The 23,010-nt window shown below is 63.7% G+C and carries 19 protein-coding genes and 1 pseudogene; 11 read left to right on the top strand and 9 right to left on the bottom strand.

What is annotated here, in order from left to right; translation table 11 throughout:
• Nucleotides 1-167: 167 nt before the first annotated feature.
• Entirely contained in the window at nt 168-452 is a 285-nt protein-coding gene (locus RTH46_RS10665) for a hypothetical protein (RefSeq protein ID WP_153785945.1), read from the top strand.
• 10 nt (nt 453-462) lie between these two features.
• The gene (gene acpP, locus RTH46_RS10660; RefSeq protein WP_316905652.1) at nt 463-702 is read left to right on the top strand and encodes an acyl carrier protein; all 240 of its coding nucleotides are present in this window, start codon (nt 463-465) and stop codon (nt 700-702) included.
• Nucleotides 703-941: 239 nt separating this feature from the next.
• Here acpP and RTH46_RS10655 read toward each other — a convergent pair whose 3' ends face one another.
• Nucleotides 942-1,265: a DMT family transporter gene (locus tag RTH46_RS10655; protein WP_153785943.1), complete on the bottom strand. Its 324-nt coding sequence runs from the start codon at nt 1,263-1,265 to the stop codon at nt 942-944.
• 79 nt (nt 1,266-1,344) lie between these two features.
• Nucleotides 1,345-1,800 carry a carboxymuconolactone decarboxylase family protein gene (locus RTH46_RS10650; RefSeq protein ID WP_316905651.1) on the bottom strand — a complete coding sequence of 152 codons (456 nt, stop codon included), beginning with the start codon at nt 1,798-1,800 and terminating at the stop codon, nt 1,345-1,347.
• 205 nt (nt 1,801-2,005) lie between these two features.
• On the opposite strand from RTH46_RS10650, the gene RTH46_RS10645 reads away from it, so the two are divergent.
• Together RTH46_RS10645 and RTH46_RS10640 are read left to right on the top strand one after the other, a co-directional pair.
• Entirely contained in the window at nt 2,006-3,436 is a 1,431-nt protein-coding gene (locus RTH46_RS10645; protein WP_316905650.1) for a PLP-dependent aminotransferase family protein, read from the top strand.
• A gap of 196 nt (nt 3,437-3,632) precedes the next feature.
• Nucleotides 3,633-4,232 carry a TIGR00730 family Rossman fold protein gene (locus tag RTH46_RS10640; protein WP_316905649.1) on the top strand — a complete coding sequence of 200 codons (600 nt, stop codon included), beginning with the start codon at nt 3,633-3,635 and terminating at the stop codon, nt 4,230-4,232.
• Between the two features lie 463 nt (nt 4,233-4,695).
• Here the strand turns inward: RTH46_RS10640 and RTH46_RS10635 are convergent, their stop codons facing one another.
• The 4 genes from RTH46_RS10635 to RTH46_RS10620 form a co-directional block, all read right to left on the bottom strand.
• Entirely contained in the window at nt 4,696-5,103 is a 408-nt protein-coding gene (locus RTH46_RS10635; protein WP_153785940.1) for an ACT domain-containing protein, read from the bottom strand.
• A gap of 148 nt (nt 5,104-5,251) precedes the next feature.
• The gene (locus RTH46_RS10630; protein ID WP_316905648.1) at nt 5,252-6,631 is read right to left on the bottom strand and encodes an APC family permease; all 1,380 of its coding nucleotides are present in this window, start codon (nt 6,629-6,631) and stop codon (nt 5,252-5,254) included.
• A gap of 146 nt (nt 6,632-6,777) precedes the next feature.
• Complete coding sequence (locus tag RTH46_RS10625; RefSeq protein WP_316905647.1) at nt 6,778-8,160, bottom strand: aspartate aminotransferase family protein; 1,383 nt, start codon at nt 8,158-8,160, stop codon at nt 6,778-6,780.
• A gap of 197 nt (nt 8,161-8,357) precedes the next feature.
• The gene (locus tag RTH46_RS10620) at nt 8,358-9,731 is read right to left on the bottom strand and encodes an MFS transporter (RefSeq protein ID WP_153785937.1); all 1,374 of its coding nucleotides are present in this window, start codon (nt 9,729-9,731) and stop codon (nt 8,358-8,360) included.
• Nucleotides 9,732-10,198: 467 nt separating this feature from the next.
• Here RTH46_RS10620 and quiC point away from each other — a divergent pair, with 467 nt between their 5' ends.
• Together quiC and RTH46_RS10610 are read left to right on the top strand one after the other, a co-directional pair.
• Nucleotides 10,199-12,106, top strand: a complete 1,908-nt coding sequence (gene quiC, locus RTH46_RS10615) for a 3-dehydroshikimate dehydratase QuiC (protein ID WP_153785936.1) — start codon at nt 10,199-10,201, stop codon at nt 12,104-12,106.
• A gap of 174 nt (nt 12,107-12,280) precedes the next feature.
• Complete coding sequence (locus RTH46_RS10610) at nt 12,281-12,943, top strand: TetR/AcrR family transcriptional regulator (RefSeq protein WP_153785935.1); 663 nt, start codon at nt 12,281-12,283, stop codon at nt 12,941-12,943.
• A gap of 89 nt (nt 12,944-13,032) precedes the next feature.
• Here RTH46_RS10610 and RTH46_RS10605 read toward each other — a convergent pair whose 3' ends face one another.
• Nucleotides 13,033-13,881, bottom strand: coding sequence for a shikimate dehydrogenase (locus tag RTH46_RS10605; protein WP_316905646.1), 849 nt, complete (start codon nt 13,879-13,881; stop codon nt 13,033-13,035).
• Nucleotides 13,878-14,324: a type II 3-dehydroquinate dehydratase gene (gene aroQ / locus RTH46_RS10600; protein ID WP_110995939.1), complete on the bottom strand. Its 447-nt coding sequence runs from the start codon at nt 14,322-14,324 to the stop codon at nt 13,878-13,880. Before aroQ ends, RTH46_RS10605 begins: the two co-directional genes overlap by 4 nt.
• A gap of 313 nt (nt 14,325-14,637) precedes the next feature.
• Between aroQ and RTH46_RS10595 the strand changes: the two are divergent.
• From RTH46_RS10595 to RTH46_RS10585, 3 genes and pseudogenes are all read left to right on the top strand, one after another.
• Nucleotides 14,638-15,840 (top strand): annotated as a pseudogene (locus tag RTH46_RS10595) (TolC family protein).
• 121 nt (nt 15,841-15,961) lie between these two features.
• Nucleotides 15,962-17,188 carry an efflux RND transporter periplasmic adaptor subunit gene (locus RTH46_RS10590; protein ID WP_153785932.1) on the top strand — a complete coding sequence of 409 codons (1,227 nt, stop codon included), beginning with the start codon at nt 15,962-15,964 and terminating at the stop codon, nt 17,186-17,188.
• Between the two features lie 15 nt (nt 17,189-17,203).
• Complete coding sequence (locus tag RTH46_RS10585) at nt 17,204-20,362, top strand: CusA/CzcA family heavy metal efflux RND transporter (RefSeq protein ID WP_316905645.1); 3,159 nt, start codon at nt 17,204-17,206, stop codon at nt 20,360-20,362.
• A gap of 261 nt (nt 20,363-20,623) precedes the next feature.
• Here the strand turns inward: RTH46_RS10585 and RTH46_RS10580 are convergent, their stop codons facing one another.
• On the bottom strand, nt 20,624-20,923 hold the full coding sequence (locus RTH46_RS10580; RefSeq protein WP_125463388.1) for a PilZ domain-containing protein: 300 nt from the start codon (nt 20,921-20,923) through the stop codon (nt 20,624-20,626).
• A gap of 374 nt (nt 20,924-21,297) precedes the next feature.
• On the opposite strand from RTH46_RS10580, the gene rssB reads away from it, so the two are divergent.
• Nucleotides 21,298-22,482: a two-component system response regulator RssB gene (gene rssB, locus RTH46_RS10575; protein ID WP_153785113.1), complete on the top strand. Its 1,185-nt coding sequence runs from the start codon at nt 21,298-21,300 to the stop codon at nt 22,480-22,482.
• On the top strand, nt 22,479-22,961 hold the full coding sequence (gene rssC, locus RTH46_RS10570) for an anti-sigma factor antagonist RssC (protein ID WP_316905644.1): 483 nt from the start codon (nt 22,479-22,481) through the stop codon (nt 22,959-22,961). The genes rssB and rssC overlap by 4 nt, the downstream gene beginning before the upstream one ends.
• Nucleotides 22,962-23,010 lie beyond the last annotated feature (49 nt).

The raw sequence follows: 23,010 nt of genomic DNA, 5'->3' as shown, positions 1-23,010 counted from the left end.
TGAGCGGCGGACCGGCGTTGCGACAAGCTTCCTTAGAACAGCAGTGCATAAGTAGCGAACAATCATCGTGAATGGGTCTGGCCGCCTGTGATTTTTGACAGTAGTCAGTCGCGCTGCGCACTCAGTACGCTCAAGGTCGAATGCACCGCTCGCAAAGGAGCACGATCATGACAAGGGCTGAGCTTGACAAGTTTGTACAGGTAAAGATCGATGAAAAGGCCAACATCATCCTGGATGAACGGGTGAAGCATGATGATGCCGCATTTGGCGAGTTGAAGATTTATTTCTGTGTGCGGCGAATTATGAACGGCAAGGCGAGTATGGAAGATATCGGTGTGCTGCATGCCGTCAATGACTTGATACAGGCGATGGGTATCCTATCTCCCAACGAGAGCCTTGGTTCGAAGCTAAAACCTCAGTTTCCCGTGCCATGGCTCTATAAGAGGGTATGAGGAGGTGAGTATGAGTGGTGATATTGAGCAACGGGTAAAGGAAATAGTTGCGAAACACCTGGGCGTAACTGAGGAAGAAGTTAGAAGTAATTCCAGTTTTGTCGATGATCTGGGAGCGGACTCGCTAGACAGCGTGGAACTGATGATGGCGGTGGAAGAGGCGTTCGGGTTAAATATTACTGACGAAGACGCTGAGAAGTTAACGACCGTTCAAAAAGTAATTGACCATATCGCAGAAAGTATATCTTGAAACAACGACACAACAGCCGGTTGGAATAAGACTGTGTGAGCCCGTCTCAGAACGCGGCACTCGGGCACTCGGGTGCTCGGTCACACATGGAGCCGAGCACCCACCCCCGTGATTCAATTGCTGCTGAAACTGGGTGGGCAACCTTTGACTGGCCGGGCGCAGCCTCGGTACTGGGTGGAAAGCGCGGAAGGCGGGCAGCAGAGTAGGGAAGCGGGCGGCCGTGACGGCTGAAGAGCGCTTCAGTTTGTTCCCGTAACCAACTTCAGCCCAGCAACACCAGCGATAATCATCAGCATGCAGAGCAGCCGCAATGGCGTTATTGCCTCGCCCAATATTGCCATGCCGAGGGCTGCGGTGCCTGCTGCGCCGATACCGGTCCAGACCGCATAGCCAGTCCCTACAGGCAACGTACGTAGCGCCAGTGAAAGCAGAAACACGCTCGATATGCCGGCGGCTAAGGCAAACAGGCTAGGCAATAGACGCGTGAATCCTTCAGACCCCTTCAAACAGAAGGCAAATGCAATTTCGAGAACTCCGGCAATTGCCAGTAGTGCCCATGCCATGGGTGACGACTCCGTATCAGGTCTCGCCAGGTGATGTTGGCCGGGCGAGACGTATTGAAGGTATTGATGTGATGCCCGTTTACACTCGGTTGACGCAATCAGGCGTCGAACGGAACGCCACACCGAACCGGTTGAACGCGTTCATCAAGCCGATGGCGTAGGTCAGGTCCGCCAGCTCCTTGTTGTCGAATTCGGCTGCCGCTTCAACGTAGTCGGCATCGGGAATGCCAGTCTCGGCAACTCGGGTAACGGTTTCGCCCCACGCGAGTGCAATGCGTTCGCGTGACGTGAACATTGAGCCGGCGTCACGCCATACGGGGACCATGAGCAGTTTTTCAACGGTGACACCGAGCTTGAGCAGGTCACGTGAATGCATGTCGATGCAGAACGCACAGCCATTTAGTTGCGAAACCCGCAGGTAGACAAGGTTGACCAGTTCTACAGGCAGGCTGCCTTGTTGCAAGGTGGCGTAAACGTCTGCGAATGCCTTGTAGCCTTCGAAAGCAGCGTTGGAGTAATTGATGCGTTGAATCATTGGAAGACCGTTCGTGGTTGATTGGACGGCTCCATGGTGCGACGACTTGGACCACTGCCAAAGGTCCAAGAAACGGGTCCTGTGTTAGGCCATGACGCCGATGGAAAGCGATGACATGGTCTGATCAGACTTTGCATTCATGGCTCATCGGTGTGGGGCGTAACAGGTGTAAGGTAGTGGGCCGGGCCTCATCAGGAATACAGACGTGAGAGCAGCCAAAGCCCAGCCTGGCCAGCGCTTGTCCCCGCTCGACCCAAGCTCCAGCGAGCCAATTTACCGGCAGATTTACTGGCGTTTTCGGCATGCGATTACTGACGGCGCACTCAGGCCCGGGCAGCGTGTCCCGGCGGTCCGGGCATTGGCCAAGGAACTCGGGTTGGCGCGCGGCACAGTCGATACCGCTTACTCACTGCTGAGCGCGGAGGGCTATTTCCAGTCGCGTGGCCAGGCCGGCACGGTCGTGGCGCTCGGGCTCAAGGTCAGAACGACGCCCGCACCCGTGCAACCCAGTGATGGCTCGGGTAGTGACATCTCCATTCGGCCCAAGGCATCGATTCTCCCGTTTCAGATGGCGCTGCCCGCACTGGATGCCTTTCCGCGAAAAATCTGGGCGCAGTTGGGGGCGCGTTGTGTGCGAACGACCCGTATCCACGACATGGCCAATCCCTCGGTTTATGGCCTGGACTCGTTACGTTCGGCGATCGCCAGCTACCTGCAGATGGCGCGAGGGATTACCTGCCTGCCCAGGCAAGTGTTTGTCACTTCGGGCTATCGCACCACCCTGGCGCTGGTCAGCCATGCCTTGCTTGAGCCGGGGGATCAGGTGCTGATTGAAGATCCCGGTTATCCGCCCACGCGCCAGTTGCTGGAGCACATGCACATGCAGATTGCTCCTGTCCCGGTTGACCATGACGGGATGCGGGTAGCCCAGGGTATTGATGCTTGGCCTCACGCACGAGCGGCGGTCGTCACGCCGGCCCATCAAAGCCCGCTCAGCGTTGCGTTGTCACTGCCGCGACGCCTGGAACTGCTGGAGTGGGCAACCCGGCAACAGGCCTGGGTGATCGAGGACGACTACGATGGCGAATATCGTTACATCAGCCGGCCATTGCCCGCGCTCAAGAGCCTGGACCAGGATGGGCGGGTGCTCTATACCGGCACCTTCAGCAAAGTCCTGTTCCCCGGTATTCGCCTCTCGTACCTGGTGGTCCCCGCGGCCTTGGTCGAACCTTTCGAACAGGCCAGCCAGACCTTTCTGGGTGGTTGTCCGGAGCTGACTCAGGCCATCGTTGCGACCTTCATGAGCGAAGGTCACTTCGCTCGTCATATCCAGCGCATGCGCAAGCTCTACGGTGAGCGGCGCGAGGCAGTGGCGAAGGGGCTCAAGCAGGCCCTGGGTGATCACATCAGCCTCGATGCGCAGCCGGGAGGCATGCATTTGATAATGCGCCTGACACAGCCGCAGTCCGACCGCGCGCTGGTCGAACGCTTACTGCAAGCGGGGCTGTACGCCGAGGCTTTGAGTGATTGTTGCATCGCCACCCGGAGCCATAGCGGACTGATGCTCGGCTTCGCCAACGTCGATTCGCAAGCCAGCGCCGAACAGCTTGGGAAACGCGTTCTGGCGCTGCTCTAGTCAGCTATCGCTACAGGTGGTCATGGCCCAGCCCGAGGGAAGATTCTTGGCTCTTTGTCGCGGGGCCCAGCGACTGCACCATACGGATCCTGTCCTCATCTACACACATGGATCACATGAACATACTGCACGCGCTGGTTTTCCCGTCACCATCGAGTTACAGCCTGAATCGCCTCCAGCAGGAAGCAATACGATGATGAGAGCTCCACTGCGAAGCATTGCGGTATTCACGGGCTCCAACCACGGTTTCAACCCCGCTTATGCTGATAGCGCTCGCGCGTTGGGCCGTGAGATCGCCAAGCGCCGCCTGCGTCTGGTCTACGGTGGCAGCGACAAAGGCCTGATGGGCGTAATAGCCGATAGCGTGCTCGCCGAGGGCGGCGAAGTCGTCGGCATCATCACCCGCTTGTTGTTTGAACTCGGCCATATGCATCAACGACTGAGCCGATATGAAGTGACCGACGACATGCGCACGCGCAAGGCCCGCATGAGCGAGTGCGCCGATGCATTCATTGCCTTGCCCGGCGGCCTTGGAACCTTCGAGGAGTTGTTTGAAGTGGCGACGCTGACCCAGCTGGGCGAACACCAAAAAGGCGTGGCTTGCATGAACATCGATGGTTTTTTCGAACCGGTGCGCCATTTGTTCGATCATGCTGTGGCGCAAGGATTCATGAAGGCCGAGCACAATGAGATGCTGATTTATCACACGGATCCATCTGTGTTGATCAGCGCTCTGGAGCAGTGGCAAGCCCCGACGGTGAACAAATGGATTGGGCCTGCACTCAAGCCAGCCTAGGTCTTGAAGTTTTCAGGGGGCTGGCAATGTTGCTCCCAATTTCGCCAGCCCTCTTTTTAACTTGGTTCAAGCTGGGTTCGGCAGGTAACACAGCGATGAAATGGGCTCTCTACCTGTACAGCCTCGAGCACTAAATGCGGTGTGCCGTGTAAAGTGGCGGCAATCGACCCGAAGCTGCCGATGAAGCTGGCAGTGATTCTGTAGGAGCGGGCTTGTCCCGCGAAGAGGCCGGCCCATGAAAAGGAGTAGCCTGGCACGGGCTACGCCCGTGTTCGCGGGGCAAGCCCGCTCCCACAAAGATCACCTTCGTCACGAATGGCCGCGTTGGTTCGTTTAGCGCCTCTGGATCGGGCTGACTATCCTTGTCCTCCCTCACCACCGCGGCACCTGCTTCGCGGGTAAACCCGCTCCCACAGGATGCGCGTCGCGCCAATAGGTAAACCGCAATCACCATGGCTGAGGGCTAACTGGATTCGCCTGCGCGAGATAAGGCATGGAGGACATCCATGGCTTTGGCGGCATCATCCTTGGCTACGAAAATGTGATCATGGTAGAAGGCTGCGATCACGTTGCAACTGATGCCAGCTTTTCCAAGTGCGGTCGCGAATGCGGCCGTCAAACCCACCGCATCAAGCGCCGAGTGGATCGTGAGCGTGATCCAAGCTGCCACAAAACTGTACTCAAGGCCCAGTGCATCAGCGCGTTCGCGCTCAATGATTGCAGTGAGGCCTTCTTTTTCGCGGAAAGTACCAAGCACATCGGTACCCTGAAGCGCGCAAGTGTCCGCCACTGTGCAGAACACAAAGTCGCCTTCATTGAGGATTGGGCTCATGCCGCGGAGCAGAGCTGAGATCGATTTTTCCCCTGACATAAGGTTTCTCCCGTTTGAAAGACGGCAGTGTGCATTTCAGCGGGCCATTAGTTTAATCAATTCTCCTCATTGTTGATTAGTTCTACTTATGCGAGAAAACAAAAAGGAGCACAAATGTGCTCCTCTCGAGTTTCACCAATCCAACCCCTCACTCCGCCATCTGCAACGCCGGCAACTTGACCCGAAACGCCTTGGTGATCCCCAGCAGACACAGGAACCCCAACGCCATCCAGCTCAAGCCGATCATGAACGACATGCTCGACAGGCTGGTCCACAACCAGATGGTGGTCAGAAAGCCCAGCGCCGGAATCGCGCCATACAGCAGCCAGTTGCGGCCCCCGCGCAGTTTCTGGTCCACCAGGTAGTGCTTGACCACCGCCAGGTTCACCGCCGAGAAGGCGAACAGCGCGCCGAAGCTGATCATGTTGGCGACGGTGTCGAGGGTGATGAACAGGGCGATCAGCGACAGCAGGCTGACCAGCATGATCGCGGTGGCGGGCACGCGCTTCCTGGTGACCAGGCGGCCGAACACTTTAGGAAGCGCGCCGTCGCGGCCCATGGCGAACAGCACCCGCGACACGCTGGCCTGGGACACCATCGCCGAGGCGAAGCAGCCGGCGACGTAAGTGGCGGTGAAGGCGGTGACCATCAGCTCGCCACCGACGCGGCGCATCACGTCCAGCGAGGCGGAGTCCGGGTCTTTGAAGATGGCCCACTCGGGGAACACCATCTGCGCACACCACGACACGATCAGGAACAGCAGGCCGCCGAACAGGGTCACCGCCATGATCGCCAGGGGGATGCGGAACTTGGGATTGGCGGTTTCCTCGGCCATGGTCGACACCGCGTCGAAGCCCAGGAACGACAGGCACAGCACCGCCGCGCCGGTCATGATCAGCGGCATGTCGAAGCCTTCGTGGTGGAACGGCTTGAGCAGCGAAACCGGCTCGGCCTGGGCGCCCATATTCTGGATCGACAGGCCGACGAAGACCACGATGAACACCAGTTGGGCCACCACCAGCACGCAGTTGACCCGGGTGATGGATTCGATGCCGATCAGGTTGAGGAAGGTCACCAGGGCGATGGAACCGAGCACCCACACCCAGGCGTGCACGGCGGGGAAGTACTCGGCCATGTAGATGCCGATCAGCAGGTAGCTGAGCAACGGCAGGAAGATGTAGTCGAGCAGCAAGGTCCAGCCGGCCATGAAGCCGAAGTAGCTGCCGAAGGCCTTGCGGGTGTAGGTGTACACCGAACCGGAGAACGGGTGGGCCTGGACCATGCGGCCGTAGCTGTAGGCGGTCAGCAGCATGGCGGCGAGGGTCAGCAGGTAGGCGGTGGGCAGGTGGCCCTTGGTCATCTGGGTGACCAAGCCGTAGGTGGTGAATACCGCCAGCGGCACCATGTACGCCAGGCCGAACAGCACCAGGGCGGTCAGGCCCATGGACTGCCGGAAACGCCCGCTTGCGCTGGCCTGGGATGGGGAAGGGTGGGCATGAGCATCGGCTGTATTTGTTGTTGTATGCATTGCGAACTCCTGGAAATTGACGACAGGACGCCGCGGTACGCGCGGGGCGCGTACCGTCTGGAGAGCTTCACTTGAGGCGGGGCGGCCGGGGCCGTGCACGTGCACGCAAGCCGCCCACCCTGGTTGGGGTGGGCGGTAGGTTCAGGTCAGAGCTTGCCGACCAGGCGTGCGGTGCGGTCGACGGCGATGCGGGTCTTTTCCACCAGCTCGTCGAGTTCGCTGCGGGTGGCGATCAGGGCCGGGGCCATGATCATGCGGCCAAGGGTGGAGCGAATGATCACGCCTTCTTCGAAACCGAAGGTGCGGCACTGCCAGGCCAGGTCGTTCTCGTTGGCGAAGCGCTTGCGGGTGGCCTTGTCTTCGGCGAACTGCAGGGCGCCCAGCAGGCCGGTACCCTGGATGTCGCCGATCAACGGGTGATCGGCGAAGGTTTCGCGCAGCAACTGCTGCAGGTAGGGGCCGGTGTCGTCCTTCACCGTGCCGACGACGCCTTCGTCGCGCAGGGCCTTGAGGTTGGCCACTGCCACCGCAGCGGCCACCGGGTGGCCGGAGTAGGTCAGGCCGTGGGCGAACACGCCGCCGCGCTCCACCAGCGCTTCGGCGATGCGCTTGCTCAGCACCAGGCCGCCCATGGGCACGTAGCCGCTGGTCAGGCCCTTGGCGATGGACAGGGTGTCGGGCTGGAAGCCGAAGTATTCGTGGGCGAACCATTCGCCGGTGCGGCCGAAGCCGCCGATCACTTCGTCGGCGCACAGCAGCACGTCGTACTGGCGGCAGATGCGCTGGATTTCCGGCCAGTAGCTCTCGGGCGGGAAGATCATGCCGCCAGCGCCCTGGAACGGCTCGGCGATGAAGCCTGCGACGTTCTCGGCGCCCAGTTCGAGAATCTTCTCTTCCAGTTGCAGGGCGCAGCGCTTGCCGAATTCGGCCGGGGTCAGCTCGCCGCCGGCGGCGTACCAGTAGGGCTCGTCGATGTGGGCGATGTCGGGAATCAGCCCGCCCATCTCGTGCATGAACTTCATGCCGCCCAGGGCGGTGGCCGCCAGGGTCGAGCCGTGGTAGCCGTTCCAGCGGCCGATCATGATCTTCTTCTGCGGCTGGCCGACCACCTGCCAGTAACGGCGCACGGTGCGGATCAGCACCTCGTTGGCCTCGGAGCCGGAGTTGGTGTAGATGGCGTGGCTGTAGTGGCCCGGCAGCAGGCTGAACAGCAGCTCGGACAGCTCGATCACCGCCGGGTGGGTGGTGTGGAAGAACATGTTGTAGTAGGCCAGCTGGTCCATCTGCGCGGCGGCGGCGGCGGTCAGGTCGCGGCGGCCATAGCCAAGCTGGGTGCACCACAGGCCGGACATGCCGTCGAGGTAGCGGTTGCCGTCGTTGTCCCACAGGTTCAGGCGCTCACCCCGCACCATCACCCGCGGCCCTTCGGCGTTCAGGGCTTTCTGGTCCAGGAACGCATGGATGTGGTGGGCGGCGTCGGCCTGCTGGTAGTCCTGGGTCTGGCGTTGCGGTGCGAAGGGAGCATTCATGGCTTTTTCTCTTTCTTGGAAGTCGCGCAAGGGGGATGCAATCGGGGGGCAGGTCCTCTGCTTGAACGGGCGCCGGTCCTGGGCCCTGGGGTTGGAGAAATGCTCCCACACCCGCGCAATCGCCGAAATCACCCGTTTTGGTGAGTGGCGCGTGTTCCAAGGGGATAGCAAAAGGGCCGCTGAGCGGCCCTTGGTTGTTAGTGAGTGAACGCCTTCAAACTGCCCTTGCGGCTGGCTTCATAGGCTTCGCGCTCCATGGGCTGGGCCTGCGGATTGCCCAGATCCTCCATGGCCAGGCGGTGCGTCTCTGGCGCCAGGTACGCGGCAAAGGCGCACACGCAGGTAATGAAGAACGCCAAGCCACCGACCACCATCGGGATGTTGTCCGAGCCCGGTGGCGCCACCATGGCGAACAGCGCCGGCAGCATGGCGGTGAGCATGGTGCCGATGTTCTGCGCGATGGCCATGGCCGAAACCCGGTAGCGGGTCTGGAACAGCTCTGGGTAGAAGCTTGGGAACACTGCGTTGTAGCCCTGGTAGACCATGCCCCACATGACTATCGAGGCGACGAACGCCAGCGGCACGTTCTGGATGCTGATCGCGTACAGGTAGACGAAGGCCAGCAGGCCCGAGCCCAGGCAACCGGCGATCATGGTCGGGCGGCGGCCGATCTTGTCGGAAAGGTTGCCGACGAAGGGGATCACCAGCACCGCGACGATGTTGCCCACCACCGGGATCCACAGGTACACGCTCTTGTCGAAGCCGATGCCGTAGGCCGGCTGCACCGCGTAGGCCGCGCCGAAGATGGTGGCGACCACCGGGATCACGTTCATCAGGGCCATGAACATCACCAGCACCATGTGCTTCCAGCTGTGGCGGAAGGCTTCGCTGATTGGCGACTTGGCCACCTTGTCCTGTTTTTCTTCCTGGACGAAGGCCGGGGTCTCGTGCACCTCTTTGCGGATGATGAAACCGGCGATCAGCACCACGGCGCTCATCAGGAACGGAATGCGCCAGCCCCACTCGTTGAACGCGTCGCTGGGCATGAAGTAGGCCAGTGGCAGGAACACCGCCGCCGCCATTACCTGGCCGGCCTGCACGCCCTGCAGGGTAAAACTTGCGTAGTAGCCGCGGCGGCCGAAGGGGGCGTGCTCCATGATCATCGAACTGGCCCCGGAGATCTCGCCGGCCACGGCGAAGCCCTGCACCAGGCGCAGCACCACCAGCAGCGCCGGGGCGAGCAGGCCGATGTCGTGGTAGGTGGGCAGCAGGCCCACGGCCATGGTCGACAGGCCCATCAGGAACATGCACAGCAGCAGCACGTTCTTGCGCCCACGGGTATCACCCCAGTGGCCGAGCACGAAGGCACCCACCGGGCGCGCCAGGTAGCCCACGCCGTAGGTGGCCAGCGAGGCGATGATGGCCATCTTCGGGTCGGTGTTGGGGAAGAAAATCTGCGGGAAGATCAGCGCCGCGGCCTGGGCATAGATGAAGAAGTCGTAGTACTCGAGGGCAGAGCCGATCCATCCGCTGGCGGTGGCTTTCTTGGCTTGGGAACTTGAGTGGGCCATGTTGTCTCCGTTGTTCTTGTCAGGGGCCGGTGGTCAGCGCGCGCGGGGCACGGCAACGGGGCTATGGGGAGAAGACGAACGAGGCGATGCGGGTCGCAGGGCGAGGAAGCTGAGCATAGGTCGGTACCCGTTTTATTGAACTTATTATGTGGTGACGTTGGGCTGTACAGCGCAGGTTCCGCCGAACGACCGGCGTGGCAGCAAGAAAGGCCGGCGGGCCTGCGACTGGTGTTCATGGTTGTTCACGGGGCGGGGTGAATCAATTCGTCGAAACGGGTTTTGTTCGGTAATCGAACAAAAACTAACTGTTTCGTACAAAGTGCATTGCCGGGGCGACTTTACCTGCGAATAATCGATCGTGCCAGCTGATCGCGGGGCAAGCCCGCTCCCACAGTTGCCAGTCGTGGGAGCGGGCTTGCCCCGCGATGAGTTCATTGCACACCCCCAAATAACAAGGAACACCCGCCATGCAGCGTTCGATCGCCACCGTGTCCCTCAGCGGCACCCTGCCAGAGAAACTCGAAGCCATCGCCGCCGCGGGCTTCGACGGCGTCGAGATCTTCGAAAACGACCTGCTGTATTACGCCGGCAGCCCCCGTGAAATCCGCCAGATGTGCGCCGACCTGGGGCTGGCCATCACCCTGTTCCAGCCATTTCGCGACTTCGAGGGCTGCCGTCGCGACCGCTTGCACAAGAACCTCGACCGCGCCGAACGCAAGTTCGACCTGATGCAGGAGCTGGGCACCGACCTGGTGCTGGTATGCAGCAACGTGCAGCCCGATGCCCTGGGCGATGAGCAACTGCTGGTGGACGACCTGCGCCTGCTGGCCGAGCACGCCGGTGACCGTGGCCTGCGCATCGGCTACGAGGCCTTGGCCTGGGGCCGCCACGTCAACACCTACCAGCAGGTGTGGAACCTGGTGCGCCAGGCCGACCACCCGGCGCTGGGGGTGATCCTCGACAGCTTCCACACCCTGTCGCTCAAGGGCGACCCGAGCGCCATCCGTGACATCCCGGGCGACAAGATCTTTTTCGTGCAGATGGCCGATGCGCCGATCCTGGCCATGGACGTGCTGGAGTGGAGCCGGCATTTCCGCTGTTTCCCGGGGCAGGGCGAGATGGACCTGGCCGGTTTCCTCGCGCCGATCCTGGCCACGGGATACCGTGGGCCGTTGTCGCTGGAGGTGTTCAACGATGGTTTTCGCGCCGCGCCCCCTCGGCAGAATGCCGCCGATGGCCTGCGCTCGCTGCTGTACCTGGAAGAAAAGACCCGCCTGCAGCTGGCGCGTGAGGCTCGGGCCGTCGAACCGGGCGTGCTGTTTGCGCCGCCTGCCGCCAGCGCCTACGACGGCGTGGAGTTTCTTGAGTTCGCGGTCGACGAGGCGGTCGGCGCGCGCCTGGGCGTGTGGCTCAAGCGCCTGGGCTTCGCCGAGGCCGGCGCGCATCGCAGCAAGGCCGTGCGCCTGCTGCGCCAGGGCGATATCAATATCGTGCTCAATGCCGAACCCTATTCGTTCGCCCACAACTTCTTCGAGGCCCACGGCCCGTCGCTGTGCGCCACCGCGTTGCGGGTGAAGGACGGCCAGGCGGCGCTGCATCGCGCCACCGCCTACCGCGGCCAGCCGTTCCGTGGCCTGGTCGGCCCCAACGAGCGGGAGATCCCGTCCGTGCGGGCGCCGGATGGCAGCCTGCTGTACCTGGTAGAGCCCGAAGGCGCAGGCCTGAGCATCTACGACACCGACTTTTGCCTGGAGCAGGGCGTCAGCGCCAGCGGCGGCCTGCAGCGCATCGACCATATGGCCCTGGCGCTGCCCGCCGAGGCGCTGGACAGCTGGGTGCTGTTCTACAAGAGCGTGTTCGATTTCACCGCCGATGACGAGGTGGTACTGCCTGACCCCTATGGCCTGGTCAAGAGCCGCGCCCTGCGCAGCCACTGCGGCACTTTGCGTGTGCCGCTGAACATCTCCGAGAACCGCAATACCGCCATCGCCCATGCGCTGAACAGTTATCGCGGTTCGGGTGTGCACCATATCGCCTTCGACTGCGACGACATCTTCCGCGAAGTGGCCCGGGCCAAGGAGGCCGGGGTGCCGTTGCTGGAGATCCCGCTGAACTACTACGACGACCTGGCGGCGCGCTTCGATTTCGACGATGAGTTCCTGAGTGAACTGGCGTACTACAACGTGCTGTACGACCGCGATGCCCAGGGCGGCGAGCTGTTCCACGTGTACACCGAGCCGTTCGAAGGGCGGTTCTTCTTCGAGATCCTGCAGCGCAAGGGTGGCTATGCCGGCTACGGCGCGGCCAATGTGGCGGTGCGCTTGGCCGCGATGGCCAAGGCGCGTAGCGGGGCAGGGCGCAAGCCGGTGTTGTGAAGCATCGCGGGGCAAGCCCGCTCCCACGCCACTGTCTCAACTGCGTGGGAGCGGGCTTGCCCCGCGATGAGGCCTGATGGGTCAAACCTGACCACCCGACCAACAGCGCGCTTCCCTGCGCCGCTCGGCTCACGGATAATCCGGCGGATTCCTACAATGAGCCTGTGAGTCGGTATGAGTGATTCGGTAGTCCAGCCAGAAGCCGAAGGGGTGCGCAAAACGCGCAAGAACAACCCGGAGAAGACCCGCGAGAACATTCTCCAGGCCGCCATCACCGAGTTCGTCCAGCAAGGCCTGGCCGGCGCGCGGGTGGACGCCATCGCCGAGCGCACCGCCACTTCCAAGCGCATGATCTACTACTACTTCGGCAGCAAGGAGCAGCTGTACGTCGAGTGCCTGGTCAAGCTCTACGGCGATATCCGCAAGACCGAGCACAGCCTCGACCTGGAGTCGTTGGAGCCTGAGCAGGCGATCCAGCGCCTGGTGGAGTTCACCTTCGATCACCACGCCAACAACGTCGATTTCGTGCGCATTGTCTGCACCGAGAACATTCACTACGGCGAGTACGTCAAGCAGTCGCCGGTGATCCGTGAGATGAGCAGCATGGTGCTCGATGCGCTGGGCAAGATCCTCGCCCGTGGCGTGCGCGAAGGCGTGTTCCGCCCGGGGATCGAGGTGATCGACCTGCACATGCTGATGAGTTCGTTCTGCTTCTACCGGGTGTCCAACCGTCACACCTTTGGCGATATCTTCCAGATCGACCTGTCGGACGAGCAGGTCAAGCAGCGCCACAAGCAGGTGATCTGCGAGGCGGTGATGCGCTACATCAAGGCTTGATCGCGTAACGCCCATCGCGGGGCAAGCCCGCTCCCACGCAAGCACTCAAGGCAGCATCGTGGGAGCGGGCTTGCCCCGCGATGGTTCGCTCAGTCAAAACTGGCGAAATGCGCCTGCATGCGCTCGGCATCGGCCGTGCGCCCGCTGAACAGTTCGAACGCCTTCACCGCCTGGAACACCGCCATGGTGCCGCCATCCAGCGTGCGGCAGCCCAGGGCCCGGGCATGGCGCAGCAGTTCGGTCTCCAGCGGGAAATAGATGATCTCCGCCACCCACAGCCGGGCATGCAGCAGCGTGGCCGGCAGGGGCATGCCCGGCAGCTTGGTCATGCCCACCGGCGTGGTGTTGACCAGGCCATCGGCCTCGGCCACTGCGCAGGCCAAGTCGCTGCCGAGGACGGCGCGGCCGGCGCCGAAGCGTTGGGTAAGGTTGTCCACCAGCGCCTGGCCCCGGGCAGCGTCCACCTCGAACAGCACCAGCCGCTCGACCCCTTCGGCCAGCAGCGCATGGGCCACCGCCGAGCCCGCACCACCGGCGCCCAGTTGTACCACCAAGCGTTTGGCTACATCCGGAAGACCGCGCCGCAGGCCCTCGGCGAAGCCCAGGCAGTCGGTGTTGTGGCCGACCCTCTTGCCGTCACGCAGCACCACGGTGTTCACCGCGCCGATACCCCTTGCCTCGTCCGACAGTTCGTCGAGCAAGGGCAGGATCGCCTGCTTGAACGGGAAGGTGATGTTCAGCCCGGTGAAGCCGGTGCGTTCGGCCGCATCCAGCAGCTGGGGCAGGGCGCTGTCGTCCACGCCCAGTCGGTCGGCGTCGATCAGCCGGTACAGGTAGCGCAGCGCCTGGGCATCGCCTTCGTGTTCGTGCAGCGCCGGGGTGCGCGAGGCCTGGATGCCACGGCCGATCAGGCCGGCGAGGATGCCTGGAGTGCTCATGCCTGCTCCTTGAAGTGCGCGCCGAAGTACGCCAGGGCCATCTTGTAGCCTTGGCTGCCGAGGCCACAGATCACGCCGACGGCGATGCTGGAGACGAACGACAGGTGACGGAACGGTTCGCGCTTGTGCACGTTGGACAGGTGCACTTCGATCACCGGCAGTTCGCTGGCGATCAGCGCGTCGCGGATGGCGACCGAGGTGTGGGTCCAGGCGGCGGGGTTGATCAGGATGCCGTGGCAGCGGCCACGGGCGGCGTGGATCCAGTCGAGCAGTTCGCCTTCGTGGTTGGTCTGGCGAAATTCCAGCTCCAGGCCCAGTTCAGCGGCACTGGTGGCGCACAGGTTGGCCAGGTCGGCCAGGGTTTCGTGGCCATACTGGGCCGGTTCGCGGGTGCCCAGCAGGTTCAGGTTGGGGCCGTTGAGCACGAGGATTCGGGGTGTCATGGCGGGGTATCGCTTTGTTGTTTTTGGATACCTTGAGTTTTGTACTACCCGGTTAGTTTCGTCAAATGGCTGGTTTGGAAAATGGGCGATTATCGGACTGGGTGGGGCTGGAATGGGTTCGCCGGGGTTTTTGCTGCGCCTATGAGATCGAGCGCTGCAAGGCTGTCGCCCTACACCTGGTGGCCCACCTACGATCCAGGCCAGGCCCCCCGAAATTACAAAATTGTAATCTTCACGCCACCCCCCCGATAACCACCGCTCCCTACAGTCCCTCGCCAACGTATTCCGCCGCGCGTCGACGAGGACTCAAGCCGTGCCCATCCCCCGCAAGATCGCCTTGCTCTGCCTGTTGCTGGCCGGCCCAGCCAGCGCCCAGGGCCTGAGCCTGGACCAGGCGCTCGCCGCCGCCTTCGCCGAAAACCCCGAACTCGCCGCCGCCGGCCGCGAGATCGGCATTGCCGAGGGCGAGCGCCGCCAGGCCGGGCTGATCCCCAACCCAGAGCTGTCCTGGGAGGTCGAGGACACCCGCCGCGATACCAGCACCACCACCGTCACCCTGAGCCAACCGCTGGAACTGGGCGGCAAGCGCGGGGCGCGCATCGACGTGGCCGAGGCCGGCCAGACGGTCGCCCAACTGGAACTTGAGCGCCAGCGCAATGGCCTGCGCGCCGACGTGATCCAGGCCTTCCACGCCGCCCTGCGCGCACAGACCGCGCTAGAGCTGGCGCAGCAGTCCCAAACCCTGACCGAGCGCGGGCTGCGGGTGGTGCAAGGGCGGGTCAAGGCCGGCCAGTCGTCACCGGTCGAGGCCACCCGCGCCCAGGTGCAGTTGGCCCAGGCCGAGGCGGCGGTGCGCCGTGCCCGTACCGAGCGCAGCGTGGCCTGGCAGTCTCTGGCGCGGCTGACCGGCAGCGCCCAGGCAGGCTTCGACAGCCTCGACGGCACCACCCTGTCACCCGGCCCGGCACCCCAGGCCGAGCAGTTGCTGGGCAAGGTCGAGCAAACCGCCGACTGGCGCCTGGCCGCGGCGCAGATCGAGCGCGGCGAGGCCAGCCTGGGCTCGGAGAAGGCCAAGCGCATCCCCGACCTGACCGTCAGCGTCGGCAGCCAGTACAGCCGCGAGGACCGTGAGCGGGTCAATGTGGTGGGGCTGTCGATGCCGCTGCCGCTGTTCGACCGTAACCAGGGCAACGTGCTGGCCGCTTCGCGCCGCGCCGACTAGGCCCGCGACCTGCGCAATGCCGTGGAGTTGCGCCTGCGCAGCGATACCCGCAGTGCCCTCGACCAGTGGGCCACGGCCATGGGCGAGGTGCAGGCCTACGACCGCACCATCCTGCCGGCGGCGCAGCAGGCGGTGGACACCGCGACCCGAGGCTTCGAAATGGGCAAGTTCGCGTTTCTCGATGTGCTCGACGCCCAGCGCACCTTGATCGAGGCGCGCGGGTTGTACCTCGAGGCGCTGGCCTCGGCCACCGATGCCCGGGCGCAGGTGGAACGCATCTACGGCGAGCTTTGAGCCGCAGCCCATCGCGGGGCAAGCCCGCTCCCACGAACCTTGACTTTGCCGTTGTGGGAGCGGGCTTGCCCCGCGATGGGGCCCGAATTGCAACTGACGATTTCCCCCAGCAGGAGCCTCCATGACCAACCCCCGCAAACTCGCGATCCTCGCCGCAGCCCTGGCCGCCCTCGGCCTCGGCGGCCTGGCCTGGACCGGCACCCTCGGCCAGGCCTCCAGCAGCCAGGCCCAGCACGATGACCATGGCGAAGAAGACCACGGCCATGCCGAAGCAAAGGACGATGGCCACGGCCATGGTGCGTCCGAAGGTGAAAGCCACGCCGAAGAAGAGGGCCAGTTGCACCTCAGCGCCGAACAGATCCAAGCCGCCGGCGTGCAGTTGGTCACCGCAGGCCCGCAAACCCTGGGCACCGCCATCAGCTTCCCCGGCGAGATCCGCTTCGACGAAGACCGCACCGCCCACGTGGTCCCCCGGGTACCCGGCGTGGTCGAGTCGGTGCATGCCGACCTCGGTCAGGCGGTCAAGCGCGGCCAGGTGCTGGCGGTGATCGCCAGTCAGCAGATCTCCGAGCTGCGCAGCGAGCAGCAGGCGGCCCAGCGCCGTCTGGAACTGGCACGCCTGACCTTCGAGCGCGAAAAGCAGCTGTGGCAGGAGCGCATCAGCGCCGAGCAGGACTACCTGCAGGCCCGCCAGGCCCTGCAGGAGGCCGAGATCGCCGCCGCCAACGCCGGGCAGAAAGTCGCCGCCGTGGCGCCGGCCGGCAAGGGCAACCGCTATGAGCTGCGCGCGCCGTTCGATGCGGTGGTGGTGGAAAAGCACCTGACCGTGGGCGAGGTGGTGGACGAGACCAGCAACGCCTTCACCCTGTCCGACCTGAGCCGGGTCTGGGCCACCTTCGCCGTGGCCCCGCGCGACCTGGACAAAGTGGTCAGCGGCCGTGGCGTGACCGTCAGCGCACCGGACCTCGGCGCCCAGGTGCAAGGCAAGGTCAACTACGTCGGCAGCCTGCTGGGCGAGCAGAACCGCGCCGCCACCGTACGCGCCACCCTGGCCAACCCCAATGGCGCCTGGCGCCCGGGGTTGTTCGTCAACATCGCCGTCACCGTCGAGCGTTTCGACGCGGCCGTCGTGGTGCCTGAAGCGGCCCTGCAAACCTGGGAAGAGCAGACCGTGGTGTTCGCTCGTACCGAGGAAGGCTTCGAGGCCCGCCCGGTAAAACCAGGCCGTCGCGATGGCGGCCAGGTGGAGATCCACGAAGGGCTCGCCGCCGGTACCCAGGTGGCTGCCGCCGGCAGCTTCGTCCTCAAGTCCGAGCTGGGCAAAGGCTCGGCCGAACACAGCCACTGACCGGGAACGCCTGACATGTTCGAACGCCTGATCCAGTTCGCCATCGAGCAACGCCTGGTGGTGATGCTCGCCGTGGTGCTGATGGCCGCCGTGGGCATCCACAGCTACCAGAAACTGCCCATCGACGCGGTGCCCGACATCACCAACGTCCAGGTGCAGATCAACACCGCCGCGCCCGGTTACTCACCGCTGGAGACCGAGCAGCGCATCACCTTCGCCATCGAAACCGCCATGGCCGGCCTGCCGGGCCTCAAGCAGACCCGCTCGCTGTCGCGCTCGGGGTTGTCGCAGGTGACGGTGATCTTCGATGACAGCACCGATATCTTCTTCGCCCGCCAGCTAGTCAACGAGCGCCTGCAGGTGGCGCGTGAGCAACTGCCCGAAGGCATCGAGGCAGCCATGGGGCCGATTTCCACCGGCCTGGGCGAGATATTCTTGTGGACCGTGGAGGCCAAGGGCGGCGCGCTGAAGGACGACGGCACGCCCTATACCGCCACCGACCTGCGGGTGATCCAGGACTGGATCATCAAGCCGCAGCTGCGCAACGTGCCGGGCGTGGCCGAGGTGAACAGCATCGGCGGCCATGCCAAGCAGTACCTGATCGCGCCGGAGCCCAAGCGCCTGGCGGCCTACAAACTCACCCTCAACGACCTGATCGCGGCACTGGAGCGCAACAACGCCAACGTCGGCGCCGGCTACATCGAGCGCAACGGCGAACAGCTGCTGATCCGTGCGCCGGGCCAGGTGGCTTCGGCCGAGGACATCGCCAACATCGTCATTTCCAGTGTCGATGGCACGCCGATCCGCGTCAGCCATGTGGCCGAGGTGGGCCTGGGCCAGGAGCTGCGCTCGGGCGCGGCCACCGAGAACGGCCGTGAGGTGGTCTTGGGCACGGTGTTCATGCTGATCGGCGAGAACAGCCGCACCGTGTCCCAGGCCGTGGCCGCCAAGCTGGAGGAGATCAACCGCAGCCTGCCCAAGGGCGTGGTGGCGGTTACCGTGTACGACCGCACCAACCTGGTCGAAAAAGCCATCGCCACGGTGAAGAAGAACCTGATCGAAGGCGCGATCCTGGTGATCGCCGTGCTGTTCCTGTTCCTGGGCAACATCCGCGCGGCGCTGATCACCGCCATGGTGATCCCGCTGTCGATGCTGTTCACCTTCACCGGCATGTTCAGCAACAAGGTCAGCGCCAACCTGATGAGCCTCGGCGCCCTGGACTTCGGCATCATCGTCGACGGCGCGGTGGTGATCGTCGAGAACGCCATTCGCCGCCTGGCCCACGCCCAGCAGCGCCATGGCCGCATCCTGACCCGTGCCGAGCGCTTCCATGAAGTGTTCGCCGCCGCCCGCGAGGCGCGTCGGCCGCTGATCTACGGGCAGTTGATCATCATGGTGGTGTACCTGCCGATCTTTGCCCTGACCGGGGTCGAGGGCAAGATGTTCCACCCCATGGCCTTCACCGTGGTGCTGGCGCTGCTGGGGGCGATGATCCTCTCGGTGACCTTCGTGCCGGCGGCCATCGCGCTGTTCGTTACCGGCAAGGTCAAGGAAGAGGAGGGCGTGGTGATGCGCGCCGCGCGCCGCCGCTATGCCCCGGTGCTGGACTGGGTGCTGGGTCGGCGCAACCTGGCCTTTGCCGGCGCCGCCACCCTGGTGCTGCTGTCGGGCGTGCTGGCCAACCGTATGGGCAGCGAGTTCATCCCCAGCCTCAGCGAGGGCGACTTCGCGTTACAGGCCTTGCGTGTGCCGGGCACCAGCCTGTCGCAGTCGGTGGACATGCAGCAGCGCCTGGAAAAAACCATCATCGAGCGGGTACCGGAAGTGGAGCGGGTGTTCGCCCGTACCGGTACCGCGGAAATCGCCTCCGACCCGATGCCGCCGAACATCTCCGATGCCTACGTGATGCTCAAGCCGCGCGAGCAATGGCAAGACCCGGGCAAACCGCGGGATGAGCTGATCGCCGAAGTGCAACGCGCCGCAGCCAGCGTGCCGGGTAGCAACTACGAGCTGTCGCAGCCGATCCAGCTGCGCTTCAACGAGCTGATCTCCGGGGTGCGCAGCGATGTCGCGGTGAAGGTGTTCGGTGACGACATGGAAGTGCTCAACCGCACTGCCGCGCAGATCGCCGCCGGCCTGCAGCAGGTGCCGGGGGCCTCGGAAGTGAAGGTCGAGCAGACCACCGGCCTGCCGGTGCTGACCATCGACATCGACCGCGACAAGGCCGCACGTTACGGCCTGAACGTGGGCGACGTGCAGGACGCCATCGCCATCGCCGTGGGCGGGCGCAGCGCCGGCACCCTGTACGAGGGCGACCGCCGCTTCGACATGGTGGTGCGCCTGCCCGAAGCCCTGCGCACCGATGTCGACGGGCTGTCCAGCCTGTTGATCCCGGTGCCCGCCAGTGCCGCCAGCGGCGCCACGCAGATCGGCTTCATCCCGTTGTCCCAGGTGGCCACCTTGAACCTGCAACTGGGCCCCAACCAGATCAGCCGCGAGGACGGCAAGCGGGTGGTGGTGGTCAGCGCCAACGTGCGCGGCCGTGACCTTGGCTCGTTCGTCGAAGAGGCGTCGCAGGCGCTGATCGACAAGGTGCAGATCCCGCCGGGCTACTGGACCCGCTGGGGCGGCCAGTTCGAACAGTTGCAGTCGGCCGCCGAGCGCCTGCGGGTGGTGGTGCCGGTGTCGTTGCTGCTGGTGATGGCGTTGCTGTTGATGATGTTCAACAACCTCAAGGACGGCCTGCTGGTGTTCACCGGTATCCCGTTCGCCCTTACGGGCGGCGTGTTGGCGCTGTGGCTGCGGGATATCCCGCTGTCGATCTCGGCGGGGGTGGGGTTCATCGCACTGTCGGGGGTGGCAGTGCTCAATGGCCTGGTGATGATCGCCTTCATCCGTAACCTGCGCGAAGAGGGCCGAGGGCTGCGTGCGGCGGTCGAGGAGGGCGCGCTGACCCGCCTGCGCCCGGTGCTGATGACCGCACTGGTGGCGTCGCTGGGGTTCATCCCCATGGCCTTGGCCACCGGCACTGGCGCCGAGGTGCAACGGCCGCTGGCGACCGTGGTGATTGGCGGCATCCTGTCGTCCACCGCGCTGACCTTGTTGGTGCTGCCGGCGTTGTACCAGTGGGCGCATCGGCGGGATGAAGAGGAGGTGCCGCCAGCCGCGCAGTAACGGTGGCCGGGGCACTCGCCATTGCCTCTGGCAACGCGCATGATGCCCCCATGCCCTAATACCAATCAGTTAACGCTTCATCGCACTTATTGGGGCTGCTTTGCAGCCCTTCGCGGGTAAACCCGCTCCCACAGGATCGCGCAAAGTCTGAATCGAGCGCTGTACTGTGGGAGCGGGTTTACCCGCGAAGGGTCGCGCAGCGACCCCAATGGGCTTAACTGACCGGCATTAACCCTCGGGTCGCCTTTTTGCGTCTTGCGTTCAGTGCATGGCCAGGATGCGCAGGCCGAACTTCTGTTCGCCGCCTGGTTGGTCGGCAATCCACACCACTTCGGTGCTGGCATGCAAGCCCTTGAGGGCAGGGTGGTCGGAGTCGATGCGCACCTCGATGCGGTCGCCCACCTGGAAGCGCTGTGGCGCCTGCACCTGCATCCCGCTGCTGGACAGGTCCAGGCACACCGCAGCGATCACCTGGCCCTCATGCAGCAGGCTGACCTCGGTGTCGATGCGCATGCGGATGAAATCGCGTTTTTCACTGTGGCTGTCGGGCGTCAGGTGCATGCTCGGTCCTTTCCATCGGTTGCGCCGCTGTGCAGGCTGTAGCGCCGATCATACGTCCGGGCAAATTGCATCGGCAATCGCCAGTTGCTGAGCAGGCCTGCAACGTCTGCGGGGGCCTGCGGATATGCATAACAGTGTGCGAAACACAGCCCGTAATAACCACGAGTGATTACTGCGCAGCACTCGACCCTTGTGTGCTTGAAACGCCCGGCGGATGGGAGTACCGTCTGCGCCTTACAGGGCACCACTGCTATTTGCCGGGCGAGTTTTCTTGTCCTACAACTCAGAGAGTGAGTGATCACACAGTATTCCAGTAGCGTTGCGCCGGCTTGCCGACGCCCGCTACGCCAACCAAATCGGCGCCGTTCGCCCACATGCAGAAAACCAGTGCAACGCTGCTGATTATCGATGACGACGATGTGGTCCGTGCCAGCCTCGCCGCCTATCTGGAAGACAGTGGCTTCAGCGTCCTCCAGGCCGGGAACGGCCAGCAGGGCCTTCAGGTCTTCGAAGAACACCAGCCCGACCTCGTGATCTGCGATCTGCGCATGCCGCAGATGGGCGGCCTCGAACTGATCCGCCAGATCAGCGAGCGCGCGCCGCAGTTGCCGGTGATCGTGGTGTCCGGTGCCGGTGTCATGAGCGACGCGGTCGAGGCCTTGCGCCTGGGCGCCGCCGATTACCTGATCAAGCCGCTTGAAGACCTCGCCGTGCTCGAGCACTCGGTGCGCCGCGCGCTCGACCGCTCGCGCCTGGTGCTGGAGAACCAGCGCTACCGCGACAAGCTCGAAGCCGCCAACCGCGAGCTCGAGGCCAGCCTGCACCTGCTGCAGGAAGACCAGACCGCCGGGCGCCAGGTGCAGATGAACATGCTGCCCGAGAACCCTTGGGTTGCCGGCGAATACACCTTCGAGCACCAGATCATCCCGTCGCTGTACCTGTCGGGTGACTTCGCCGACTACTTCCGCGTGGATGACCGGCGCATTGCGTTCTACCTGGCAGACGTTTCCGGCCATGGCGCGTCGTCGGCGTTCGTGACCGTGCTGCTCAAGTTCATGACCACGCGTTTGCTGTTCGAATTCAAGCGCGGCAGCAAGTTGCGCGAGTTCAAGCCTTCTGAAGTGCTCAGCCACATCAACCGCGGGCTGATCAACTGCAAGCTGGGCAAGCATGTGACCATGGTCGGTGGCGTCATCGACGAGGAAACCGGCCTGCTCACCTACAGTGTCGGCGGCCATTTGCCGTTGCCGGTGCTGTACACCCCGGGTGAAGTCCGCTACCTGGAAGGCCGCGGCCTGCCGGTGGGGCTGTTCGATGAGGCCAGCTACCAGGACCTGGTGCTGGAGCTGCCACCGCAGTTCAGCCTCACGCTCATGTCCGATGGCATTCTGGACCTTTTGCCAGGGGGCACACTCAAAGATAAGGAAGCGACCTTGCCGGAAATCGTCAAGGAAGCGGGGGGTAGCCTGGAGGGGCTGCGCCAACGATTCGAATTGGCTACGCTTGGGGAGATGCCGGATGATATCGCCCTATTGGTGTTGAGCAGGAACCTTGAATGAGTACCGGTAGAATCCAGTTCGCCGAACAGAGCGGCACCTTCGTTCTGAAATTTGTCGGTGAAGTGCGCCTGACCCTGTGTTCGGCGCTGGATGCGACGATCGAGAAGATTTTCACTGCGCTGAACTTCTCGGCCATCGTCATCGACCTGACCGAAACCGAAAGCATCGACAGCACCACGCTGGGCCTGTTGGCCAAGCTGTCGATCCTGTCGCGGCAGAAAGTTGGCCTGCTGCCGACCGTGGTCACCACCAACCCGGACATCTCGCGCCTGTTGCAGTCCATGGGCTTCGACCAGGTGTTCAACATCGTCGACCGCCCGGTGCCATGCCCCGAGTGCCTGACCGACCTGCCGTCGCAGGATCAGAGCGAAGACGTGGTGCGTTCCAAGGTGCTGGAGGCGCACAAGATCCTCATGGGGCTGAACGACTCCAACCGCGAGGCGTTCCACGACCTGGTGAGCGCGCTCGAGCGTTCCTGACTGATATTCATCGCGGGGCAAGCCCGCTCCCACAATTCGGCGTGGGAGC

This window comes from Pseudomonas sp. zfem004, from assembly GCF_032621715.1.
In the GTDB taxonomy this organism is placed as follows: domain Bacteria; phylum Pseudomonadota; class Gammaproteobacteria; order Pseudomonadales; family Pseudomonadaceae; genus Aquipseudomonas; species Aquipseudomonas sichuanensis.
This window is presented reverse-complemented; position numbering and strand designations above follow the sequence as displayed.

What these genes read in the sequence shown, in the direction of transcription:
- RTH46_RS10580 (WP_125463388.1), bottom strand. Translation starts at nt 20,923, where the DNA reads ATGCACCTGACGCCCGACAGCCACAGTGAAAAACGCGATTTCATCCGC.
- RTH46_RS10635 (WP_153785940.1), bottom strand. Translation starts at nt 5,103, where the DNA reads ATGTCAGGGGAAAAATCGATCTCAGCTCTGCTCCGCGGCATGAGCCCA.
- rssB (WP_153785113.1), top strand. Translation starts at nt 21,298, where the DNA reads ATGCAGAAAACCAGTGCAACGCTGCTGATTATCGATGACGACGATGTG.
- RTH46_RS10620 (WP_153785937.1), bottom strand. Translation starts at nt 9,731, where the DNA reads ATGGCCCACTCAAGTTCCCAAGCCAAGAAAGCCACCGCCAGCGGATGG.
- aroQ (WP_110995939.1), bottom strand. Translation starts at nt 14,324, where the DNA reads ATGACACCCCGAATCCTCGTGCTCAACGGCCCCAACCTGAACCTGCTG.
- RTH46_RS10590 (WP_153785932.1), top strand. Translation starts at nt 15,962, where the DNA reads ATGACCAACCCCCGCAAACTCGCGATCCTCGCCGCAGCCCTGGCCGCC.
- RTH46_RS10650 (WP_316905651.1), bottom strand. Translation starts at nt 1,800, where the DNA reads ATGATTCAACGCATCAATTACTCCAACGCTGCTTTCGAAGGCTACAAG.
- RTH46_RS10655 (WP_153785943.1), bottom strand. Translation starts at nt 1,265, where the DNA reads ATGGCATGGGCACTACTGGCAATTGCCGGAGTTCTCGAAATTGCATTT.
- RTH46_RS10625 (WP_316905647.1), bottom strand. Translation starts at nt 8,160, where the DNA reads ATGAATGCTCCCTTCGCACCGCAACGCCAGACCCAGGACTACCAGCAG.
- acpP (WP_316905652.1), top strand. Translation starts at nt 463, where the DNA reads ATGAGTGGTGATATTGAGCAACGGGTAAAGGAAATAGTTGCGAAACAC.
- quiC (WP_153785936.1), top strand. Translation starts at nt 10,199, where the DNA reads ATGCAGCGTTCGATCGCCACCGTGTCCCTCAGCGGCACCCTGCCAGAG.
- RTH46_RS10605 (WP_316905646.1), bottom strand. Translation starts at nt 13,881, where the DNA reads ATGAGCACTCCAGGCATCCTCGCCGGCCTGATCGGCCGTGGCATCCAG.
- rssC (WP_316905644.1), top strand. Translation starts at nt 22,479, where the DNA reads ATGAGTACCGGTAGAATCCAGTTCGCCGAACAGAGCGGCACCTTCGTT.
- RTH46_RS10585 (WP_316905645.1), top strand. Translation starts at nt 17,204, where the DNA reads ATGTTCGAACGCCTGATCCAGTTCGCCATCGAGCAACGCCTGGTGGTG.
- RTH46_RS10640 (WP_316905649.1), top strand. Translation starts at nt 3,633, where the DNA reads ATGAGAGCTCCACTGCGAAGCATTGCGGTATTCACGGGCTCCAACCAC.
- RTH46_RS10665 (WP_153785945.1), top strand. Translation starts at nt 168, where the DNA reads ATGACAAGGGCTGAGCTTGACAAGTTTGTACAGGTAAAGATCGATGAA.
- RTH46_RS10610 (WP_153785935.1), top strand. Translation starts at nt 12,281, where the DNA reads ATGAGTGATTCGGTAGTCCAGCCAGAAGCCGAAGGGGTGCGCAAAACG.
- RTH46_RS10630 (WP_316905648.1), bottom strand. Translation starts at nt 6,631, where the DNA reads ATGCATACAACAACAAATACAGCCGATGCTCATGCCCACCCTTCCCCA.